The 21,091-nt window shown below is 58.9% G+C and carries 20 protein-coding genes; 13 read left to right on the plus strand and 7 right to left on the minus strand.

All coding sequences use genetic code 11. From position 1 onward, the window contains the following. Nucleotides 1–32: 32 nt before the first annotated feature. Both ACR0ER_RS13810 and ACR0ER_RS13815 read left to right on the plus strand, forming a co-directional pair. The gene (locus ACR0ER_RS13810) at nucleotides 33–2,297 is read left to right on the plus strand and encodes an NADP-dependent malic enzyme (protein ID WP_480769438.1); all 2,265 of its coding nucleotides are present in this window, start codon (nucleotides 33–35) and stop codon (nucleotides 2,295–2,297) included. Continuing rightward, the gene (locus ACR0ER_RS13815; protein ID WP_480769439.1) at nucleotides 2,294–3,163 is read left to right on the plus strand and encodes a ribokinase; all 870 of its coding nucleotides are present in this window, start codon (nucleotides 2,294–2,296) and stop codon (nucleotides 3,161–3,163) included. Before ACR0ER_RS13810 ends, ACR0ER_RS13815 begins: the two co-directional genes overlap by 4 nt. On the opposite strand, the gene msrA is transcribed toward ACR0ER_RS13815, so the two are convergent. From msrA to ACR0ER_RS13835, 4 genes are all read right to left on the minus strand, one after another. Then, complete coding sequence (msrA, locus tag ACR0ER_RS13820) at nucleotides 3,160–3,831, minus strand: peptide-methionine (S)-S-oxide reductase MsrA (protein WP_480769440.1); 672 nt, start codon at nucleotides 3,829–3,831, stop codon at nucleotides 3,160–3,162. The genes ACR0ER_RS13815 and msrA overlap by 4 nt on opposite strands. Nucleotides 3,832–3,927: 96 nt before the next feature. Further along, complete coding sequence (locus ACR0ER_RS13825) at nucleotides 3,928–4,209, minus strand: SCP2 sterol-binding domain-containing protein (RefSeq protein ID WP_480769441.1); 282 nt, start codon at nucleotides 4,207–4,209, stop codon at nucleotides 3,928–3,930. 79 nt (nucleotides 4,210–4,288) lie between these two features. Beyond that, nucleotides 4,289–4,729, minus strand: coding sequence for a DUF1810 domain-containing protein (locus tag ACR0ER_RS13830; RefSeq protein WP_480769442.1), 441 nt, complete (start codon nucleotides 4,727–4,729; stop codon nucleotides 4,289–4,291). Further along, on the minus strand, nucleotides 4,726–5,952 hold the full coding sequence (locus tag ACR0ER_RS13835) for an argininosuccinate synthase (protein WP_170334272.1): 1,227 nt from the start codon (nucleotides 5,950–5,952) through the stop codon (nucleotides 4,726–4,728). Before ACR0ER_RS13835 ends, ACR0ER_RS13830 begins: the two co-directional genes overlap by 4 nt. A 141-nt stretch (nucleotides 5,953–6,093) precedes the next feature. On the opposite strand from ACR0ER_RS13835, the gene ACR0ER_RS13840 reads away from it, so the two are divergent. Next, a complete protein-coding gene (locus tag ACR0ER_RS13840) occupies nucleotides 6,094–6,861 on the plus strand; it encodes a hypothetical protein (protein ID WP_480769443.1) in 768 nt (255 codons plus the stop codon). Nucleotides 6,862–6,919: 58 nt separating this feature from the next. Further along, nucleotides 6,920–8,146: a threonine ammonia-lyase IlvA gene (ilvA, locus tag ACR0ER_RS13845; RefSeq protein ID WP_480769444.1), complete on the plus strand. Its 1,227-nt coding sequence runs from the start codon at nucleotides 6,920–6,922 to the stop codon at nucleotides 8,144–8,146. Here the strand turns inward: ilvA and ACR0ER_RS13850 are convergent. Further along, entirely contained in the window at nucleotides 8,143–8,472 is a 330-nt protein-coding gene (locus ACR0ER_RS13850; RefSeq protein ID WP_480769445.1) for an Hpt domain-containing protein, read from the minus strand. The genes ilvA and ACR0ER_RS13850 overlap by 4 nt on opposite strands. 132 nt (nucleotides 8,473–8,604) lie before the next feature. Between ACR0ER_RS13850 and ACR0ER_RS13855 the strand changes: the two genes are divergently transcribed. Then, entirely contained in the window at nucleotides 8,605–9,900 is a 1,296-nt protein-coding gene (locus ACR0ER_RS13855) for a PP2C family protein-serine/threonine phosphatase (RefSeq protein ID WP_480769446.1), read from the plus strand. Here ACR0ER_RS13855 and ACR0ER_RS13860 read toward each other — a convergent pair. Then, on the minus strand, nucleotides 9,897–10,340 hold the full coding sequence (locus ACR0ER_RS13860) for an NUDIX hydrolase (protein ID WP_480769447.1): 444 nt from the start codon (nucleotides 10,338–10,340) through the stop codon (nucleotides 9,897–9,899). The genes ACR0ER_RS13855 and ACR0ER_RS13860 overlap by 4 nt on opposite strands. 76 nt (nucleotides 10,341–10,416) lie before the next feature. Here ACR0ER_RS13860 and hslO point away from each other — a divergent pair, with 76 nt between their 5' ends. The 8 genes from hslO (at nucleotide 10,417) to ACR0ER_RS13900 (ending at nucleotide 19,659) form a co-directional block, all read left to right on the plus strand. Beyond that, a complete protein-coding gene (gene hslO / locus ACR0ER_RS13865) occupies nucleotides 10,417–11,394 on the plus strand; it encodes an Hsp33 family molecular chaperone HslO (RefSeq protein ID WP_480769448.1) in 978 nt (325 codons plus the stop codon). Next, nucleotides 11,378–11,983 (plus strand): CoA pyrophosphatase, encoded by a 606-nt coding sequence (locus ACR0ER_RS13870; RefSeq protein ID WP_480769449.1) that lies wholly within the window; start codon nucleotides 11,378–11,380, stop codon nucleotides 11,981–11,983. The genes hslO and ACR0ER_RS13870 overlap by 17 nt, the downstream gene beginning before the upstream one ends. Beyond that, nucleotides 11,980–13,134 carry a CCA tRNA nucleotidyltransferase gene (locus tag ACR0ER_RS13875; RefSeq protein WP_480769450.1) on the plus strand — a complete coding sequence of 385 codons (1,155 nt, stop codon included), beginning with the start codon at nucleotides 11,980–11,982 and terminating at the stop codon, nucleotides 13,132–13,134. The genes ACR0ER_RS13870 and ACR0ER_RS13875 overlap by 4 nt, the downstream gene beginning before the upstream one ends. Nucleotides 13,135–13,332: 198 nt before the next feature. After that, nucleotides 13,333–15,171 (plus strand): ABC transporter ATP-binding protein, encoded by a 1,839-nt coding sequence (locus ACR0ER_RS13880; protein WP_480769451.1) that lies wholly within the window; start codon nucleotides 13,333–13,335, stop codon nucleotides 15,169–15,171. Beyond that, nucleotides 15,168–17,000 (plus strand): ABC transporter ATP-binding protein, encoded by a 1,833-nt coding sequence (locus tag ACR0ER_RS13885; RefSeq protein WP_480769452.1) that lies wholly within the window; start codon nucleotides 15,168–15,170, stop codon nucleotides 16,998–17,000. The genes ACR0ER_RS13880 and ACR0ER_RS13885 overlap by 4 nt, the downstream gene beginning before the upstream one ends. Before the next feature lie 48 nt (nucleotides 17,001–17,048). Continuing rightward, entirely contained in the window at nucleotides 17,049–18,278 is a 1,230-nt protein-coding gene (locus ACR0ER_RS13890; protein ID WP_480769453.1) for a class I SAM-dependent RNA methyltransferase, read from the plus strand. Nucleotides 18,279–18,298: 20 nt separating this feature from the next. After that, entirely contained in the window at nucleotides 18,299–19,084 is a 786-nt protein-coding gene (locus ACR0ER_RS13895; RefSeq protein WP_170334247.1) for an ion transporter, read from the plus strand. Nucleotides 19,085–19,140: 56 nt separating this feature from the next. Continuing rightward, on the plus strand, nucleotides 19,141–19,659 hold the full coding sequence (locus tag ACR0ER_RS13900) for a L,D-transpeptidase family protein (protein WP_480769454.1): 519 nt from the start codon (nucleotides 19,141–19,143) through the stop codon (nucleotides 19,657–19,659). On the opposite strand, the gene ACR0ER_RS13905 is transcribed toward ACR0ER_RS13900, so the two are convergent. After that, entirely contained in the window at nucleotides 19,643–21,088 is a 1,446-nt protein-coding gene (locus tag ACR0ER_RS13905) for a nodulation protein NodH (RefSeq protein WP_480769455.1), read from the minus strand. The genes ACR0ER_RS13900 and ACR0ER_RS13905 overlap by 17 nt on opposite strands. Nucleotides 21,089–21,091 lie beyond the last annotated feature (3 nt).

Genomic DNA, 21,091 nt, shown 5'->3' on the forward strand with positions numbered 1-21,091 from the left:
TCAGCCCCGAAGTCATGGAAACGACCGTTAAGATGCCCAAAACGAAGATCACCAAAGAAGAAGCGCTGGCCTTTCATCTGGACCCCACCCCCGGCAAGTGGGAGGTGCAGGCCACCGTTCCCATGACCACGCAGCGCGATCTGTCGCTGGCCTACAGCCCTGGGGTCGCAGTTCCATGTGAAGCCATCGCCGAAGCGCCCGAGACCGCCTATGACTATACCAACAAGGGCAATCTGGTTGCTGTGATCTCGAACGGGACGGCAGTTCTCGGTCTTGGAAACCTTGGTGCGCTGGGGTCGAAACCAGTGATGGAGGGGAAATCTGTCCTGTTCAAACGGTTCGCCGATGTGAATTCGATCGATATCGAGCTGGACACCGAAGACCCGGACGAATTCTGCCGCGCAGTGCGGCTGATGGGTCCGACCTTTGGCGGCATCAACCTTGAAGACATCAAGGCGCCTGAGTGTTTCATCATCGAACAGCGCCTGAAGGAAGAGATGGATATCCCTGTCTTCCACGACGACCAGCACGGTACGGCGGTGATCTGTGCAGCGGGTCTGCTGAACGCGCTGCATATTTCGGGCAAAAAGATCGAGGACGTGAAGATTGTTCTGAACGGGGCTGGTGCTGCCGGGATCGCCTGCATCGAACTGCTCAAGTCGATGGGCGCGCGGCATGAAAACTGTATCGTCTGTGACACCAAGGGCGTGATCTATCAGGGCCGGACCGAGGGGATGAACCAGTGGAAATCGGCCCACGCGATCACTACGGACCTGCGGACGCTGGAAGATGCCATGAAAGGCGCGGATGTTTTCCTTGGCGTGTCGGTCAAAGGCGCGGTGACGCAGGAGATGGTCGCCAGCATGGCCGACAACCCGGTGATTTTCGCGATGGCAAACCCCGATCCCGAGATCACTCCGGAAGAAGCCCATGAGGTCCGCGTCGATGCCATTGTCGCTACCGGACGCAGCGACTATCCGAACCAGGTGAACAACGTTCTGGGCTTCCCCTACCTGTTCCGTGGCGCGCTGGATATTCATGCCCGCGCTATCAATGACGAGATGAAGATCGCATGTGCCCATGCGCTGGCCCGACTGGCGCGCGAGGATGTGCCGGATGAGGTCGCCATGGCCTATGGCAAGTCGCTAACCTTTGGCCGCGATTACATCATCCCGACACCGTTTGACCCGCGCCTGATCCACCGTATCCCTCCGGCGGTTGCTAAGGCCGGGATGGATACCGGGGCCGCGCGCCGTCCGATCATCGACATGGAGGCTTATGAACTGAGCCTCAAATCCCGCATGGACCCGACAGCCAGCATTCTGCGCGGTCTGAACGCCCGTGCGCGTCAGGCGCAAAGCCGGATGATCTTTGCCGAGGGCGACGATCCCCGCGTTCTGCGCGCAGCGGTGACCTATCAGCGGTCCGGCTTTGGCAAGGCGCTGGTTGTGGGCCGTCAGGACGATGTGAAACAAAAGCTGGAAGAGGCCGGTTTGGGCGATGCTGTGCGCGAGCTGGAGGTGGTGAATGCCGCCAATACCACACACCTCGATACCTATAACGATTTCCTCTACAAACGCCTGCAGCGTAAGGGGTTTGACCGCAAGGACATTCACCGGCTGGCGGCGCGCGACCGGCATGTGTTCTCGTCTCTGATGCTGGCGCATGGGCATGGCGACGGTCTGGTGACCGGGGCCACACGCAAATCGGCGCATGTGCTGGACCGGATCAACCACGTGTTTGACGCCGACGCGGCGCATGGTGCGGCAGGTGTAACGGCTCTTCTGCACAAGGGACGGATCGTTCTGATCGGCGATACTCTGGTTCACGAATGGCCGGATGAGAATGACCTGGCCAATATCGCCGAGCGTTCTGCTGCCGTGGCTCGCCACATGGGGCTTGAGCCGCGCGTGGCTTTCGTCAGTTTCTCGACCTTCGGCTATCCGGTCTCGGAACGAGCTGAAAAGATGCACCGTGCGCCTGCGGTTCTGGACCAGCGTGGCGTTGATTTCGAATACGAAGGTGAGATGACCGTGGACGTGGCGTTGAATGTGGATCAGCAAGCAGCCTATCCGTTCCAGCGTCTCACCGGTCCGGCCAATATTCTGATCGTTCCAGCGCGGCATTCAGCGTCGATTTCGACCAAGCTGATGCAGGAGATGGGTGGTGCCACCGTGATCGGCCCGATCCTGTCGGGTGTCGACAAGCCGATCCAGATCTGCTCGACCGTTTCGACGGCGAATGACATTCTGAACATGGCCATTCTGGCCTCCTGCGATATCTCAGGCAAACCATGACGATCTGGAATCTCGGCTCGATAAATGCGGACATGATCTATGACGTGCCGCATCTGCCCGGGCCGGGAGAAACCCTTTCGGCCAATCGACTGGATCGGTTTCTGGGCGGCAAAGGCGCGAACATGTCGGTGGCGTCTGCACGGGCCGGGGCGCAGGTGGCACATATCGGGGCCGTCGGACCTGACGGGCGCTGGGCGCGGGATCGCCTGACGGAATACGGCGTGGACACGCGCCATATCGCTGAGGTCGATGTGCCCACCGGCCACGCCATCATCGCCGTGGATGCGCAGGGTGAAAACAATATCATCCTGTTTCCGGGCTCGAACCATGCGATCACGCCGGATCAGTTGGGTCAGGCGCTGTCTTCTGCCTCGCAGGGCGATCTGCTGGTGATGCAGAACGAAACCACCCTGCAGGTCGAGGCCGCAAAGATGGCCCGCGCGCTGGGCCTGACAGTCTGCTACGCCGCAGCCCCCTATCAGGCCCAGGCGGTTCAGGCCGTGTTGCCTTATCTGGATTTCCTGATCCTGAATGAGGTCGAAGCCGAGCAATTGCGCGATACAACCGGCCAACCGGTGACCGATCTGAAGATCGAACATGTGATCGTCACGCTGGGGTCAAAAGGCGCGCGGTATTACCATCTCGGTGAGGCTTCGGATTTTCCGGCCCACAAGGTACATGCTGTGGATACGACGGGTGCTGGCGATACGTTCACCGGCTATGTTCTGGCAGGGATGGATCGCGGGATGCCGATGGCGCAGGCGGTTGCTCAGGCAAATCGTGCCGCGGCCCTGATGGTCACGCGGCACGGAACGGCGGATGTTATCCCCGACCTCAAAGAAGTGCATGAGGCGCGGTTCGATTAAGACCCGGCGAACGGAGCAGCGCTGCCCCAAAGCTGTTTAACGCGGGCGTCGCGGCCGCAAGCATTGCGATAGGCTTTGTAGGCATTCTTCTGGCGCTTGGGGCCAAAGCGGGTCAGGATCAGCTTTTCACCCTTGTAGTAATCCTGATGATAGGCCTCGGCGGGATAGAATGCGCCCTGCTGCAGGATCGGGGTCACAACTGTTTGCCCCAAAGCGCGTTGGGCGTCCGCTTTGGCTTGCTGTGCAAGCGCTTTTTCCCCAGCGTTAGAGACAAAAATTGCCGTTCGATAGCTGTCTCCCCGATCACAGAATTGACCACCTGCATCGGTGGGATCGACCGAGCGGAAGAACATGTTCAGCAGTGTTTCACGGGAAACGCGGGCCGGATCAAAGGTGATTTGGACCGCCTCGTAATGGCCGGTGCCGCCTTTGGTCACTTGATCATAGGTCGGATTAGCCGCTGAACCACCAGTAAAGCCGGACACGGCACCGATCACTCCCGGAACGGATTCGAAATCAGATTCGACGCACCAGAAACATCCCCCAGCAACTGTCAATGTCTCGGTTCCGGCGGCGGGTGCAGGAGCGGCGCGCAGCAAAGCGGCCAGAGCGATCAGTGTGAACAAAAGCGTGGGTTTGACAAAGTCGAGATAAGCGATGCGGGTCATGGCAGGTCTCCTTTCGGGATCAGGCTGCCCTGACTTATGAACCTGCGCAATCCGCTGACATGGTTTGTCACGCGGTGGTGAGACGAGTTTATCGTCTCAGCCCAGAAGCTGCCCCAGCTTCATCGCAACGCCCATATTGCCCGAGATTTTGAGTTTACCCAGAGCCACTCCGGTCATCGGGTTCAACTTGCCGGTCAGCAGTTTGGTCAGGTTGTCCTGCGAGATGCGGATGGTGCAGTCGGTGTCACGATCCTGCGTGGTGGCCTGATTGTCGGCCAGTACAATTACACCTGCTTCGCCGCAATCGAATTTCAATGAGCCCTCAAAGCTCTTGCCATTCAAACCTTGTTGAATCCCATTGGCTATGTCCTGAAGCATCCCCGTCCCCTACACAGTTTACGTATGCGTAAAGGCTGGGAGTGTTCCTGCGCAAGGGTGACCCAACTGGACCCTGCGGTTAAAGCATCCGCAGGATCTGCAATGTCCGCTCACAGGGTTGCCCTGCATAAAAAGCATCAAGCACAGCCTGAAACTCTGGCGGGGCCCCGGGCACGGACGAAAACAGCGTCATCGAGGATCGCAGTTTCTTCGCGTCGATCCCGCCCAGAATGTCACTGGCATCGCGCCCTTTGTGCCGCAACATCAGACCTGCAACTTTGGTCAGGCGCTGACGCAGGTCCGGGTGATCCAGATAGGCCTTGGCCTCATCCAGATCCTCGATCCCATATAGCTGTGCCATGTGAGAGCGGCCAAGTTCGGCCAACTGCGGAAAAACGAACCACATCCAGTGGCTGGTTTTCTGCCCCTGTTCCAGTTCGCGCAGGACATCGGACCACACCGTGTCCTGCGCTTCGATGAACAGATCGAGCTCGTTGTCGATGTTGTCGTCGTCGGTCACTTGGACAAACGCTTGTCCCGCGCGGCCAGAAGTTTCAGGCGCAGGGCATTCAGTTGGATGAAACCAGCCGCATCTGTCTGATCATAGGCACCGGCATCTTCCTCAAACGTCACATGCGCTTCGGAATACAGCGAGTGATCCGACCAGCGGCCCACGGTCGAGGCCAGACCCTTGTAAAGTTTCACGCGGACGGTACCGGTGACGTGTTCTTGAGATTTGTCGATTGCGGCTTGCAGCATTTCGCGCTCGGGCGAGTACCAGAAACCGTTATAGATCAGCTCGGCATATTGCGGCATCAACTGGTCTTTCAGATGCATCGCGCCACGGTCCATGGTGATCGACTCGATCCCGCGATGCGCTTCCAGCAGGATAGTGCCACCGGGCGTTTCATAGATGCCGCGCGATTTCATACCGACAAAGCGGCCTTCGACCAGGTCCAGACGGCCAATGCCGTGCTTGCCACCGTATTCGTTCAGCTTGGTCAGGATGGTGGCCGGGCTCATCGCCTCGCCATTGATGCTGACTGCGTCGCCTTTTTCGAAACCAATCTCTATGTATTCGGGCTCGTTCGGCGCGTCCTCGGGGTGGACGGTGCGCTGATAGACATAGTCCGGTGCCATGTCGGCGGGGTCTTCCAGGACCTTACCCTCGGACGAGGTGTGCAGCAGGTTGGCATCAACTGAGAAGGGCGCCTCGCCACGCTTGTCCTTGGCAATAGGAATCTGATGCGCTTCGGCCCACTCGATCAGACGGGTGCGGCTGGTCAGATCCCATTCGCGCCACGGGGCGATAACCTTGATGTCGGGGTTCAGCGCATAGGCTGCCAGCTCAAAGCGAACCTGATCGTTGCCTTTGCCGGTTGCGCCATGCGCAACGGCGTCGGCACCGGTTTCCTGCGCGATCTCAACCAGACGTTTCGAAATCAGCGGACGCGCGATCGAGGTGCCCAGCAAGTACAAGCCTTCGTACTGCGCGTTGGCGCGGAACATGGGGAAGACGAAATCGCGGACAAACTCTTCGCGGATGTCCTCGATATAGATGTTCTCGGGTTTGATCCCCAGCATCTCGGCCTTTTGGCGGGCGGGTTCCAGTTCCTCACCCTGACCAAGATCGGCGGTGAAGGTGACGACCTCACAGCCATACTCGGTCTGCAACCATTTCAGGATGATCGAGGTATCAAGGCCACCGGAATAGGCCAGGACAACTTTCTTGGGCGCGGACATCTGACTTCCCCTTATGCGTAGAACGCTTGGCCCCTAACGGGTTTTGAAAGCGGGGGCAAGTTATCTGCGTTGACGCGGAACGGGATTTGCGGTGAAACGGGCGGAAAGAAAACAAGGATTGGTTGAAGGGGCAGTTTTAGGATGTTGGGTTGGCAGATTTTTGTGCACTCGGTGCGGATGGTGTTTGGGAACCTCAAACAAGTTCTACAGATCACTTTTGGTCCCGCTTTGATTGGAACGGTTCTGGTCGTTTTGTTGTTCATGGCATCAGGTATTCCGCTGGAAGCCCTTGAGTCAGACGCAAACGGTCTACCACCGGGCACCTCTACAGGCGGGGTCTTACTATTCGTTTTCGGTCTGTTTGCAGTGATATTTATCACCATGTTCTGGATCGCGGTGTCCTGGCACCGGTTCATCCTGCTCGAAGAATATCCAACAGGCATATTCCCAACGTTCCGCTTCGATCGCATTCTTGCGTATTTTGGACGCGCTTTGCTTCTTGGCCTGATGATCGGGCTTGCTTGGATTCCGGGTGGGATGTTGTTCGGTGGATTACTTCAAAGCTCACCGGTCGGAGCGGTTGTCCTGGTTGCCGCCTACATGATCTTTTTGTCCGTGTGCTTCTATCGTCTTTCTATCATTTTGCCGGCTTCAGCGATTGGCAAACCGATCAAACTTGGCGAGGCTTGGACCGGCACTGCCGGTGCGGGCTGGTCCATTCTGGTCCTTCTTATTGTCGCGCTCCTCTTTCAGGTACTTGTGCAGCTTATTTTCACCGTGCTGGCTGTCATTCCGGTTTTGGGGATACTGCTGACGGTGTTCTTTGGAATTCTGGTCCTGCCGATGATCAATGTCAGTCTGTTCACTACAATGTACGGCGTCTTCATCGAAAAACGCGAACTTGCCTGATCCGCGTACACATATGTATTCCTTGCCCTTTTAGTCAGGATAGGCCACTGAACGGGTTATGACTGATTTCATGACCCGCGCCCGCGCCGCTGAACAGGCGATGCGTACTGTGTTTTCGCCCACACCTCTGCAGCGGAATGCCCATCTGTCCGACCGCTATGGCGCGGATATCTGGCTCAAGCGTGAGGACCTCAGCCCGGTGCGGTCCTACAAGATTCGCGGTGCGTTCAACGCGATGCGCAAGCAGCAGGGGCAGAAACTGTTCGTTTGCGCCAGTGCGGGCAACCATGCTCAGGGTGTGGCCTATATGTGCAAGCATCTGGGCGTGAAGGGTGTGATCTTCATGCCGGTAACGACGCCGCAGCAAAAAATTCAAAAGACCCGCATCTTTGGTGGCGACAATATCGAGATTCATCTGATCGGCGACTATTTCGACGACACTCTGGCTGCGGCACAAGCGTGGTGCGCGCAGCAGGGCGGACATTTCCTGTCACCCTTCGACGATGAGGATGTGATCGAAGGTCAGGCCTCATTGGCGGTTGAGATTGAGGCGCAGCTGGGCGGTCTGCCCGATCACGTGATCCTGCCAGTTGGCGGGGGTGGCATGTCGTCGGGCGTGGCGACGTGGTTCGGGGATCGGACCCATTGCCTGTTTGTCGAGCCAAAGGGCGGGGCTTGCCTGCACGCAGCGATGGCGGCGGGGCATCCGGTGGCCCTGGATCATATCGACAATTTCGTCGATGGTGCGGCGGTGGGCAAGATCGGCGCGAAACCGTTTGAGCTGCTTAAAGATCGCCACCTGTCCGACGTGCATGTCCTGTCCGAAGACCGCATCTGCACCACGATGATAGAGATGCTGAATGTCGAAGGCATCGTGCTGGAACCGGCGGGGGCGCTGGCAATCGAGGCGCTGGGCGATATTCAAAGCTTCATCCGAAACAAGACCGTGGTTTGTGTCACCTCGGGCGGTAATTTCGATTTCGAACGTCTGCCTGAGGTCAAAGAGCGGGCGCAGCGTTATTCCGGCGTCAAGAAATACTTCATCCTCCGCCTGCCGCAGCGCCCCGGCGCGTTGAAGGAGTTTCTGGGCATTCTCGGCCCCGAAGACGACATCGCCCGGTTCGAATACATGAAGAAATCGGCGCGCAATTTCGGCTCGGTCCTGATTGGCATCGAAACCCGGAAGCCCGAGAACTTTGCCCGCCTGTTCGCGCATCTGGACGAGGCCGGATTCACCTATACCGACATCACCGAAGACGAGACTCTGGCGCAGTTCGTGATCTAGGTCAGGTTCGCGGCCTTTTCAGTTAGGAACACGGCGCGGGACTCGTCATAGATCGTAAGGATCGCAGGCAGATCGACTTCGGCCGCCTTGCCAGCGGCGGCGTTGCGTTCGGCATCCTGACACAGGCTTGAGAAGCGGTTGAACCCAAGGCTCAGCGCGCTGCCCTTGAGGAAATGCATGTTCTGTTCGAACTCGACCCGGTTTGCGTCCCGGTGCACCCGTTCGATGGTTTCCTGCACCTCGTGCAGAAAGACTTGCACCACCTCGTCAAACTCATCGGCGCCGACCTCATCCCGCAGCTGTCTGACCCTGGACCAGTCGATCATGTTCGGCGCCTCCACTCATATCGCGACATGACCTGCGTATCCCAAGACCGGTAAAGAGGGGGTTAAACTACGCAATCAGAACGCCTTCACGAGATGTTAAACCGCCGCGCGCTAGGGTCGGTACGTTCAGGTATGGTCGCAGTGCAGAGGGTACACGTGACAGAAGGCAGTCAGGCAGAGGCCAGGACAGAGCTGGATTTTGGTGCGATCCAAAAGGTGCTTGTCGTTGATGACAGCCGCCTGCAACGGCGAATTCTGGTGGCTTCGCTGAAAAAATGGGGCTTTGAGGTGCTTGAGGCCGACAGCGGTGACGCCGCGATCGAGATGTGCCAGACCACCCCGCCGGATCTGGTCGTCAGCGACTGGGTCATGCCGGGGATGAGCGGGCTGGAATTCTGCCGCACGTTCCGGGCGCTGGACAGCGAGCAATACAGTTATTTCATCCTGCTGACCTCAAAAAGCGAAAAGCAGGAGGTGGCAACGGGGCTGGATGCCGGGGCCGATGACTTTCTGATCAAACCGCTTGAGGCAGATGAACTGCGCGCGCGCATTTCGGCCGGGGCGCGTATCCTGGACATGCAACGCGAGCTGTCCGAGAAAAACCGCATGATCGAAACTGCGCTGAAAGAGCTGCGCGTGGCCCATGACGCCATCGACAAGGATCTGATGCAGGCCCGGAAAATTCAGGACTCGTTGGTTCCGGAACTGACGCGTGACTTCGGCAAGTCGCGGGTCAGCATGTTGCTGAAACCCTGCGGCCATATTGGTGGTGATCTAGTGGGGATGTTCTCGCCCGGGGTCAACCGGCTGGGGTTCTACAGCATCGATGTGTCGGGCCATGGCATCACCTCGGCAATGATGACGGCGCGGCTGGGGGGCTATCTGTCCAGCAAGCATTTCGAGCAGAACGTGGCGATGGAGAAGCGGTTCGATAAGTTTTACGCGCTACTGCCGCCCGAGCAAGTGGCCGAGATGCTCAATTCCCGCCTGATGGCGGATGCGGGGGTCGAGGAGTATTTCACCATGGTTTACGCGATCATCGATCTCCGCAACGGGCATCTGAAAATGGTGCAGGCCGGGCATCCTCACCCGCTTGTTCTGCGCCATGACGGCAGGACCGAGTTCCTGGGCGAAGGCGGCTTGCCCATCGGGTTGCTGTCGGATGTTTCGTTCCAGCAGACCGAAACCTATCTGCACCCCGGCGACAAGCTGCTGCTGTATTCGGATGGTTTTACCGAGTGCGGCCTTGAAGAGGGTGGATTGTTGGAAGAAGAGGGCCTGCGCCATATGGCCCTGGACTGCGCCCCTGGCCGCAGCGGAACCGAGTTTCTGGACGACATGTTCTGGCGCCTGACACAGGCCATGGCCCCCGGCAGTGGCATGGATGACGATGTCTCGGCCGTGTTCTTCGAATATAACGGACCTTAAAGTGTGTTCAAATGCTGGCTGGCAAAGTGGCGGTCACCGGCATTGCCCAGCATCTGGCACGCATCTGCGGTATCCATCCACAGCGCCTCGTGAAACGGCTCGGTCGGCGGGCCGATGCGGCGCACGGGGCGGGCGCGATAGATCAGGCAAACTTTCTCGGCCCACAGGTCGTACTCCGGCATGTAGGTGAACCGCCGGAACGCGCCGACGCGGCGCGGCGCAGCCACAAGCCAGCCGGTTTCCTCAAACACTTCGCGGTGCAGGGCGGTGACGGGTGATTCGCCCGGGTCGATCCCGCCGCCGGGCAATTGCAGATCGGGGCCGGGCTCCATCTGACAGGTCAGCAAAAGGTGCCGGCCACGTGGCAATAATGCATAAACACCCACACGTCTGATGTATTTCTGCCCCGCTTGCGGGGTTTCACCGAACCGTCTGATCATGTATGGCCCCTTACAACCCGAATTGTTCGACCTATATGCTGGCGGTATGCCAACCTGTGGCGTGTAAGGAAACCCCATGTCTCTTGGAACGAAAATCGCGTGGGACGATACCGTCCTGCCCTTTCAACTTGATGTATCGGATATGCGCGGCCGCGTGGCCCGTCTGGATGGCGTGCTCGACGGTATCCTGAAACAGCACGATTATCCCGAAAAGGTCGAGGCCCTGGTGGCCGAGATGGCCCTGCTGACCGCACTGATCGGCCAGACCATTTCGCTACGCTGGAAGCTGTCGCTGCAGGTTCAGTCCAAAGGTCCGGTGCGCATGATCGCGACCGACTATTATGCCCCCAAGCAAGAGGGCGAGCCGGCCCGCATCCGTGCCTATGCCAGCTTTGACCGCGACCGCCTGACTGACGGCGCGCCGTTCGATCAGGTGGGTGAGGGCTATTTCGCTATCATGATCGATCAGGGTAAGGGCTCGCAGCCGTATCAGGGAATTACGCCGCTGGCCGGTGGGTCGATCAGCGCGTGTGCTGAGGCATATTTTGCGCAATCCGAACAGCTGCCGACCCGGTTCTCGCTGAGTTTTGGCAAATCGACCGAACCGGGCGTTGGCGAACATTGGCGCGCCGGTGGGGTCATGTTGCAGCACATGCCCAAAGCCTCGCCCTTTGTGGCGAGCAGCGAGGGTGAGGGCCAGATCCTGACCGCAGAAGATCTTGTGGATGGTGAAGAGGGTGAAAACTGGGGCCGCGTCAACATCCTGCTGGATACGGTCGAGGATCTGGAACTGATCGGGCCGTCGGTGGCGCCCACCGATCTGCTGGTCCGGCTGTTTCACGAGGAACAACCGCGGGTCTATGACGCACAGACGGTGCAGTTCGGCTGCACCTGTTCCGAGGAGCGTGTGCGTCAAAGCCTGTCAATCTACTCGGCCAAGGACATCGAAAAGATGACCACGCCCGAGGGCACGGTAACTGCCGATTGCCAGTTCTGCGGCGCCCACTACGTGCTGGAACCGGGCTCGGTCGGCTTTGATGCGGACGACTCCTGATCCAACCGAGCAACTGCGGGCGGCGCTCAGCCGCCCCGGTCATGGGTCCAGCGATTTCGACCTGAACCCCGAAACCGTTCTGCCCGAGGGCCGCAAGCTACGCCCCGCTGGCGTTCTGGTGCCGATCTCGGTTGCAACCGGCACGCCGCGGCTGATCCTGACCAAACGGTCGTCGGCGCTGAAACACCATCCAGGCCAGATCGCATTTCCTGGCGGCAAGCAGGACGAGGGTGACGCGGACGTCACCGCCGCCGCCCTGCGCGAGGCGCAGGAAGAGATTGGCCTGCCGCCCAACTTGCCCGAGATTCTGGGGCATCTGCCGACGCATGAGACTGTCACCTCGTTCACCGTGACGCCGGTTGTGGCGATCCTGCGCACTCCGTTTCAACCGATCCCCGAGCCGGGTGAAGTCGACGAGGTGTTCTCGGTTCCGCTTGAACATGTGCTCAACCCCGTGAATTATATCGTTGAATCGCGCCGCTGGCGGGGTCACAAAAGATATTATTACGCAGTGCCGTTCGGTCCTTATTACATCTGGGGCGCGACGGCCCGGATGTTGCGGGGGTTGGCAGCGCGGGTGAGTGAATGACGCAAATTTCGGAAGGCTGGGTTTATGATCCGGCTACACAAAAGGTTTGCGCGACCCTGACCGGAGCCGGGGCGCAGGCGCTGTTTGTGGGCGGCTGCGTGCGAAACGCTCTGTTGGGCGCGCCGGTCTCCGATATCGACATTGCCACTGACGCGCATCCCGAGCGGGTTATGGAACTGGCGCAGGCGGCGGGCCTCAAGGCTATTCCCACCGGGATCGACCATGGCACCATTACCGTGGTTAGCGGCGGCGCCCCGCATGAGATCACCACTTTTCGCCGTGATGTGAAAACCGATGGCCGCCGGGCCGTGGTGGCCTTTTCCGACAAGGTGGAAGAGGATGCCGCGCGTCGCGATTTCACCATGAACGCGATTTATGCCCGACCTGATGGGACCGTATTGGACCCGCTGAGCGGTCTGCCCGACCTGCAGGCGCGGCGGGTGCGGTTCATCGGCACCGCCGAAAACCGTATTCGCGAGGATTACTTGCGCTCGCTGCGCTATTTCCGCTTTCACGCCTGGTATGGCGATGCCGAGGCCGGGTTTGACCCGGACGCGCTGGCGGCGATTGCCGCCAATCTGGACGGGTTGGCCAGTTTGTCTCGCGAACGGGTTGGGGCCGAGCTGTTCAAGCTGCTGGGCGCACCCGATCCCGCGCCCTCGGTCGCTGCCATGCGTCAAGCTGGTGTTCTTGCGCAGTTACTTCCGGGGGCCGAGGATCGGTCGCTGGCGCCTCTGGTCTCTTTGGAGCAACAGGCCGGGGTCGCGCCCGAACCGATCCGCCGTCTGGCCGCCATTGCCACGCCCGAGATCGCCAAAACCCTACGCCTGAGTAAAGCACAGCTGCAACGGTTGACCCGGATGCGGGATGAGGCATCCGGCGCCGCCAGTATTGCCGAACTGGGTTTCCGCTATGGCGAAGAAGGCGGGATGCACGAAACCCTGCTGCGCTGTGCCTTTTTGGAACAACCTTGGTCCGAGGACATGCGGCAGGATTTGCGCAGGGGTGCCGCCGCAGATTTTCCGGTTCAGGCCACCGATTTGATCCCCGGTTTCACCGGCCCCGCGCTGGGCAAAAAACTGGCCGAGCTTGAAGCCCGCTGGATCGCTTCTGGCTTTTCCCTGACCCGCGAAGATCTGCTGGGCGGCTGAGACGAAGTCTCAAAAGGGGATGACAAACAAAAAATATTGTGGTTACTTTCGCGTGTTACCTGATTTGGAGGGAGGCATGCGAATGTACTACGGGATCTGGTTCGGCTAAAGCCGGAACACTTTGACCCGTAAGGGTGGTGTTCTGGCGCCATCTGTTTTCGCACGTCCTGAATTTCCTGCTCAATCGGAGCACCCTCCATGTTTCGCTATTTCGAAAACCTCGTTGACCCTTTTGTTGCCTATGAAGAAACCGACACGCCGCCCACCCGGCTGTGGCCTTTCATGCTGGACTATTCCCAACCGTTTAAGCAGGTGTTCTTCTGGGCCGCGCTGATCTCGGTTATTGTTGCCGCTGTTGAGATCGGGTTAATCTATTACATGGGTCGCGTTGTTGACCTGTTGTCCGGGCCGCCTGCAGAGGTTTGGCAAGCCCACGGCACCGAACTGATCCTGATGGCGGTGTTTGTGCTGCTGCTGCGCCCGATGTTGCATGTGGTCGATGTGCTGCTGCTGAACAACACGATCCTGCCGAACTTTGGCACTTTGATCCGCTGGCGCGCGCATAAACACGTGTTGCGGCAATCGGTGGGGTGGTTTGAAAACGATTTTGCCGGCCGCATCGCAAACCGGATCATGCAAACACCGCCCGCTGCGGGTGAGGCCGTGTTTCAGGTGTTTGACGCCATTTCCTTTTCGATCGCTTACCTGATCGGGGCGGCGATCCTGTTGATGGCCGCTGATCCGCGCCTGCTGTTGCCACTGCTGATATGGTTGGTGCTTTACGGTTTGTTGGTGCGCTGGACGGTGGCCCGGGTGGGCCCGGCGTCACAGGCGGCTTCGGACGCGCGTTCAGCCGTCACGGGTCGAGTCGTGGACAGCTACACCAACATCCATTCGGTCAAGATGTTCGCCCATGACGAGCAAGAACTGGATTATGCCCGCGAAGCCATCGAGGAAACCCGGCGGACTTTTCAGATCGAAATGCGGATCTTCACCATCATGGACGCGGTTCTGGTCACGCTGAACGGCTTGCTGATCGTCGGCGTTGTCGGCTGGGCCATTGCCCTGTGGATGCAGGGTAGTGCCTCGGTCGGTGTGGTCGCGGCGGCAACCGCCCTGACCCTGCGGTTGAACGCGATGACCGGGTGGATCATGTGGGCGTTGACCAGCTTCTTCCGCCAGCTTGGTGTCGTGGCCGAGGGGATGGAGACCATTGCCCAACCCATCGACCTGTTGGACAAGCCTGCGGCCAAGCCCTTGCACCTGACCAATGGCCAGATCGACATTCGCGGTCTGTCGCACCACTATGGGCGCAAGACCGGCGGTTTGGATCACATCAACCTGACCATCCACCCGGGTGAGAAAATCGGCCTGATTGGGCGGTCCGGTGCCGGGAAATCGACTCTAGTTAAGCTGCTATTGCGGTTTTATGACGTAGAACAGGGGGCGATCCTGATCGACGACCAGAACATCGCAGGCGTCACGCAGGACAGTCTGCGCAGCAAAATCGGCATGGTGCAGCAGGACAGCGCTTTGCTGCACCGCTCGGTCCGCGACAACATCCTCTATGGCCGCCCTGAGGCCACCGAGGAACAGATGATCGCCGCCGCCAAACAGGCCGAGGCGCATGAGTTCATCCTTGACCTGCAGGACCCGCAGGGGCGCACCGGCTATGACGCGCATGTGGGTGAGCGGGGCGTGAAGCTGTCCGGCGGTCAGCGGCAGCGGGTGACGCTTGCGCGGGTGATCCTAAAGGACGCACCGATCCTGCTGTTGGATGAGGCAACATCCGCCCTAGATTCCGAGGTCGAAGCCTCGATTCAGGAAACCCTCTACGGCATGATGCAAGGTAAAACCGTGATTGCCATTGCCCATCGGCTGAGCACCATTGCCCAGATGGACCGCATTCTGGTGATGGATGGCGGTCGGATTGTGGAACAGGGCGGGCATTCCGAACTGTTGGCGCATGGCGGCCTTTACGCCCAGTTCTGGGCGCGGCAATCTGGAGGCTTCCTGAACCCGGAGGCTGCGGAATGAAGGTTGCCGACCTGATCGATCCGTTCAAGAACACCGAAACGCCCCCGCCGCAAACGCTGGGGGCGTTTATTCGCTGGTGCCTGTCAGGGGCCTGGCCGATGATCTTTGTAGCGGCCTTTTTCTCGGCCACGGCGGGCGCGATGGAGGCTGGAACCGCCTGGATGCTGGGTCTGGTGATCGATCTGGCGACCGAGAGCGGGCCCGAGAACATCCTGACTGGCAGCAATCTGTGGACGATCCTTGGCGTCGCGGCGTTCTTCATGCTGCTGCGCCCCGTATTCTTTGGGTTTTCGGCGTTTTCGAACAACTACGTCGTTATGCCCAACATTCCTCCCTTGGTTCTGGCCAAGCTGAACCGCTGGACGCTGGGACAGTCGGTCACCTATTTCGATGATGATTTCGCGGGGCGGATCGCGCAGAAGCAGATGCAGACCTCGAACGCAATGGCTTCGGTGGTGTCCGAAACGATCAGCGCGATTGTCTTTGCATTGGCTTCGCTTGCAGGCTCTTTCCTTTTGTTAGGGTCTATTCACCCGCTGGTGATCCTGCCTTTCGCCGGTTGGCTGGCGGTCTATTTCCTGCTGATCCGCTGGTATCTGCCGCGTATTCGCGTGCGGTCGTCGGCACGGGCCGGGGCGCGGGCGATGGTATCGGGGCAGGTGGTTGATACCATCACCAACATCAAAACCGTCAAACTGTTCGCCCATTCCGCGTTCGAGGATCAGGCCGCGCGTACCTCTATGGTCGATCTGCGGGAAAAGATGCTGGCCTTCGGAAAACTCTCTGCCACCTTCCGCTTTATCCTGATGGTGCTGGCCGGGGTTCTGCCGGTTCTGCTGATCGGCGCGACATTGCTGCTGTGGCGCAACGGCATCGCGACGGCGGGGGATATCGTGGCGGCAGGTGCGATCTCGATCCGGGTATCGCAGATGACCGGCTGGGTCAGTTTCACGCTCATGGGATTGTATGCCAATGTGGGTGAGATCGAAAACGGTATGAAAACGTTGGTCAAGCGCGACCGCGTTGAGGATGCGAGGGACGCCACCGCGCTGAAAGTGACGACAGGCCAGATTGATTTCGACCATGTCAGCTTTGCTTATGGCCGCGATGTGGGCGGTGTATCTGATGTGACCATGACGGTGCATCCGGGGGAAAAGCTGGGTATTGTCGGCGCCTCGGGGGCCGGGAAATCGACCTTGGTTTCGCTGCTGCTCCGGCTTTATGACGGGGAAAAAGGCGCCATTCGTATCGACGGGCAGGATGTCAGTGGGGTAACGCAAGACAGTTTGCGCGGGCAGATCGGCATGGTCACGCAGGAAACTGCGATGTTCAATCGCTCGGCGCGTGAGAATATCCTTTACGGTCGTCCCGATGCGTCCGAGGACGAAATGGTCGCCGCCGCCAAAAAGGCCGAGGCACACGAATTCATTCTCAGTCTGCAAGATGCCCACGGTCGCAGGGGCTATTACGCGCATCTGGGTGAGCGCGGTGTGAAACTCAGCGGCGGACAGCGGCAGCGGATTGCTCTGGCCCGCGCCATTCTGAAAGACGCGCCGATTTTGGTGCTGGATGAGGCGACCTCTGCATTGGACTCCGAGGTCGAGGCGTCAATTCAAACGGCGCTGCATCGGGTTATGCAGGGCAAGACTGTGTTGGCGATTGCGCACCGGCTGTCCACGCTCAGCGAGATGGATCGGATCATCGTGTTGGATGAGGGGCGCATCGTTGAAACCGGCACCCATAGCGCGCTGTTGGAGCAGGGCGGGCTCTATGCCCGGTTCTGGCACCGTCAGTCGGGCGGGTTCATTCAGGCAGAAGCGGCGGAATAACGCTCTCGGGGGTTTTGTTGTGCGCAAAGCCCCGGTATCAGGCCCTCCATGACGCAGCAGTTCACCATAAACCGCCTGGGCCATCAGGGCGACGGCATCGCTGATGGTCCCGTTTACGCACCTCGCACCTTGCCGGGTGAGGTGGTCAGCGGCACCTTGGTTGGCCAGTTACTGACCGATATCCGGGTCGAGGTGCCCTCGGACCAGCGGGTCAAGGCACCGTGTCGGCACTACAAGGCCTGCGGTGGGTGTCAGCTGCAACATGCCGCAGACGATTTCGTGGCCGATTGGAAGGTCGCGGTGGTGCGCAACGCGCTGGCCGCGCAGGGGCTCGATGCCCCGATGCGGCCCATTCACACCTCACCCGAACGCTCGCGCCGCCGGGCGACTATTGCGGTGCGGCGGACAAAAAAGGGCACGCTGGCCGGGTTTCATGGGCGAGCGTCCGACACGATCACTGAAATTCCCGACTGCCATTTGCTGGACCCGGCCCTGATCGCCGCCATTCCGGTGGCCGAAGCGCTGGCTGTTCTGGGTGGCAGCCGCAAGGGCGTGCTGGCGGTGACGCTGACCCTGTCCGAAGGTGGGCTGGATGTGGCAGTCAAAGGCGGCAAGCCGCTTGACGGACCATTGGAGCTGGCGTTGGCGCAAGCGACCGAGAAACATTGTCTGGCCCGGCTCAGTTGGGATGGTGAGGTGATCGCCATGCGCCAGCCTCCGGTGCAGCGGTTTGGCTTGGCCGGGGTTGTGCCGCCGCCGGGCGCGTTTCTACAGTCGACGAAAGATGGAGAACAGGCTCTATTACAGGCGATTCTGCAAGCCACACAGGGTGCAAAGCGTGTTGTTGATCTGTTTGCGGGCAGCGGTACGTTCTCATTGCCCCTTGCCGAAACCGCCGAGGTTCACGCGGTCGAAGGTGAGGTCGCGATGACCGACGCTCTGGATCAGGGCTGGCGTCGCGCGCAGGGTTTGAAACGCGTCACAACCGAGGCGCGCGATCTCTTCCGCCGCCCGCTGATGCCTGATGAACTGAAACCGTTTGACGCTGTCGTCATCGACCCGCCCCGCGCAGGGGCCGAGGCGCAGGTGGTCGAACTGGCGCAGGCGCAGCGCCCGGTGATCGCCTATGTCTCATGCAACCCGGTCACCTTTGCGCGGGATGCAAAAACGCTGGTTAACACAGGCTACACCCTTGAATGGGTACAGGTGGTGGATCAATTTCGGTGGTCATCACACACCGAAATTGCCGCGCGGTTTGTCTTGGGGTCTGCAGTATGAGCACACAGGAGAAAGTCACAATGGGATTCAATCAACGCCTGCTGGGCATCATTGAAAATCCCACCTTTGGCCGGTTCATCACAGGGGTCATCATTTTCAACGCCATCCTTCTGGGGATGGAGACTTCGCCCACCCTGATGGAGGCCGCAGGCCCTCTGATCGTGACGCTGGACAGTATCTGTCTGACAATCTTCGTGGCTGAGATCACGATGAAATTGATAGCGACCGGGCGGCGATTCTTCACAAACGGTTGGAACGTCTTCGACTTCATCGTCGTCGGAATCGCCTTGGTCCCCAGTGCAGGTGGCCTGTCGGTTCTGCGTGCGCTGCGAATCCTGCGGGTCCTGCGCGTCATCTCGGTCGCGCCGCGTCTGCGCCGGGTGGTGGAGGGGTTCATTTCGGCCTTGCCGGGCATGGCCAGCGTGTTCCTGCTGATGGCGATCTTGTTCTATATTGGCGCGGTGATCTCGACCAAGCTGTTTTCGACCTCTTTCCCCGATTGGTTCGGCGATCTGGGCCTGTCGGCCTATACGCTGTTCCAGATCATGACGCTGGAAAGCTGGTCCATGGGAATCGTGCGTCCGGTGATGGAGGTGTACCCCTACGCCTGGTTGTTCTTCGTGCCCTTCATCATGGTCACCACATTCGCAGTGGTGAACCTGTTGGTCGGTTTGATTGTGAACTCGATGCAGGATGCGCACCATGCAGAGGACGAAGTAAAAACCGACGCTTATCGCGATGAGGTGCTGGAGCGACTGGAAAGCATCGAACGTCGCCTGACCGAGCAATCAAACAGCAAAAAGTGATTTCAGTTTTTCCAATTTCTGGCATAATGCTGAAAAAAACGAGCAGGCAGTGAAACATGGATCGTCGAGCATTTGGATTGGGCGCTATGGCAACGCTGGGCCTTTCGGCCTGTGCATCAGCCGGCCCGCGATTTTTGACTTATGATGGCCCTCAGGTGACCTCTTTGGTCATCAACAAGGGCGCGCGGAAGATGTACCTTCTGCACAATGAAAGCATCCTAAAGGAATACAATGTTGATCTTGGCTTTGCGCCAAATGGCACCAAGACCAAGCGCGGCGATGGTCGTACCCCCGAGGGAAGCTATCTGATTGACCGCCGTAACCCCAACAGTCGGTATCACCTGTCGCTGGGGATTTCCTATCCGAACTCGGAGGACATCGCGCAAGCCAAGGCAGCAGGCGTTGATCCGGGCGGCGACATTTTCATTCACGGCCAACCCAAAAAGCGGTCGGAACGGAAACGTGCCAAGAAGACGGCGGATTGGACCGCGGGCTGTATCGCAGTCAAGAATGACGAGATCGAAGAGATCTATGCGATGGTGAACAAGGGCACGCTGATCACTCTGCGCCCGTAAGCGGCTTCCACCCCTCAAACCCAAACTGTATATAGTCACGCTGGTAGGCTTCCGTCGCCAGCGCCTCAAGCTTATCATCGTATATCTCTGTCAGAGTGAATGGTGAATCCGGTGCGCTGAGGCCGGGAATTGGCGGGTTGTCATGCCCCAAGCGGCGCGCAAGATTGGGTAGAGCCACTGCAATCTCGTCTTCACGCAGGATCAGGTCGGGCAGTGCGAAAGAAGCCATTCCTTCCAGCACCTGAGATTGACTGCACCACACACCGTCCACGCGTATCGGTGTCTGCCCGGCAAGGTTCTGGCGCAGAAAGGAAAGGAAGGCCGAAAATGCCTCATAATGCTGGTCTGCAGGGTAATTGTCCTTGCGCAGCTGGCCAGGGATCGGAACCTTGAAACGATTGCGCAACATACTTCGGATTTTCAGATAGGCGCCGGGTTCAGTGCTGAGGATATACGAACAAAAGGCAGAATGCGCCCGCGCCAGAGGGTGACGCAGCACAGTGAATTTACGATGCCCTGGATGGGCTTGCCGCCACTGCCGCGTTTGTTTTCTGTTCTGACTGGTGATCAATTCACGTTGGTCAATGTCATCCAAGTCAGCCAACCATTGCGTTATCGCTCCTTCAATACCGCTGCGCACCGGTAGATACATTAAAGACGTGTCCGGGGCCGCGATGTAGGTGGCAACGGCAGGCCCGCGCCGGGGCTCGAAGTTTGGTGTGCGATGCAGGTTGAAACTGTCAACACTGGCCAGCGCCTGATCTGCCTCTTCGGGATTTGTTATTTTAGACAGGACAGGTTCGGGATTCTGCGGCTTGATCGTATTGTCGATCGAAGAAAGCCGGGATTTTACCCCCAGCCATGTTGCAAGGCCGTTTAATACATCCAGGTTTGTCAGATCGTCATAAGCAATATAATATGCCGTCTGCCCCGTGGTCTGAAGCGCGTTGAGAAGCAGCTGTTGAAAGTCTTGCTGCTGATCGAGGTAATTCTGGAATTCCTGCGCATCAAACTCGATCCGCGCTTCGCGTCGGCGTTTGACGTTCTTCAACTGCCATTGCTTGGTTTCTCGTGCAATTTTCAATGAGACGTAGCTGTCTAACGGGTTGCGCGTCAGAATAATCTTGGCGCAGCGTGGATCGCTCAAAACAGGCTCTAACACACGGAGATCGTGGCCCTGAAAGAACCGAAATCCGTTGAGTGTCCCCGGGGCGGATTTGATCGCCTTAACCAGCTTCATGGGGTCGTTGTCACGTTCTTCTAGCGTTACGTCCAGCAAGCTTTCGGATTTGAGGCGGCCGATGAAATGGGGGTTAAACGCCTCACCATGGCAGGTGACGCCATCCAGCGCGTTCAGGTTGAATTCCAACAGGTTGGACCCGGTGCGCATGGCGCCGAGAATGATGAAATAGTCAAAATCAGAAGTCATCAC

It is taken from the genome of Ruegeria sp. CH8, assembly GCF_056536985.1.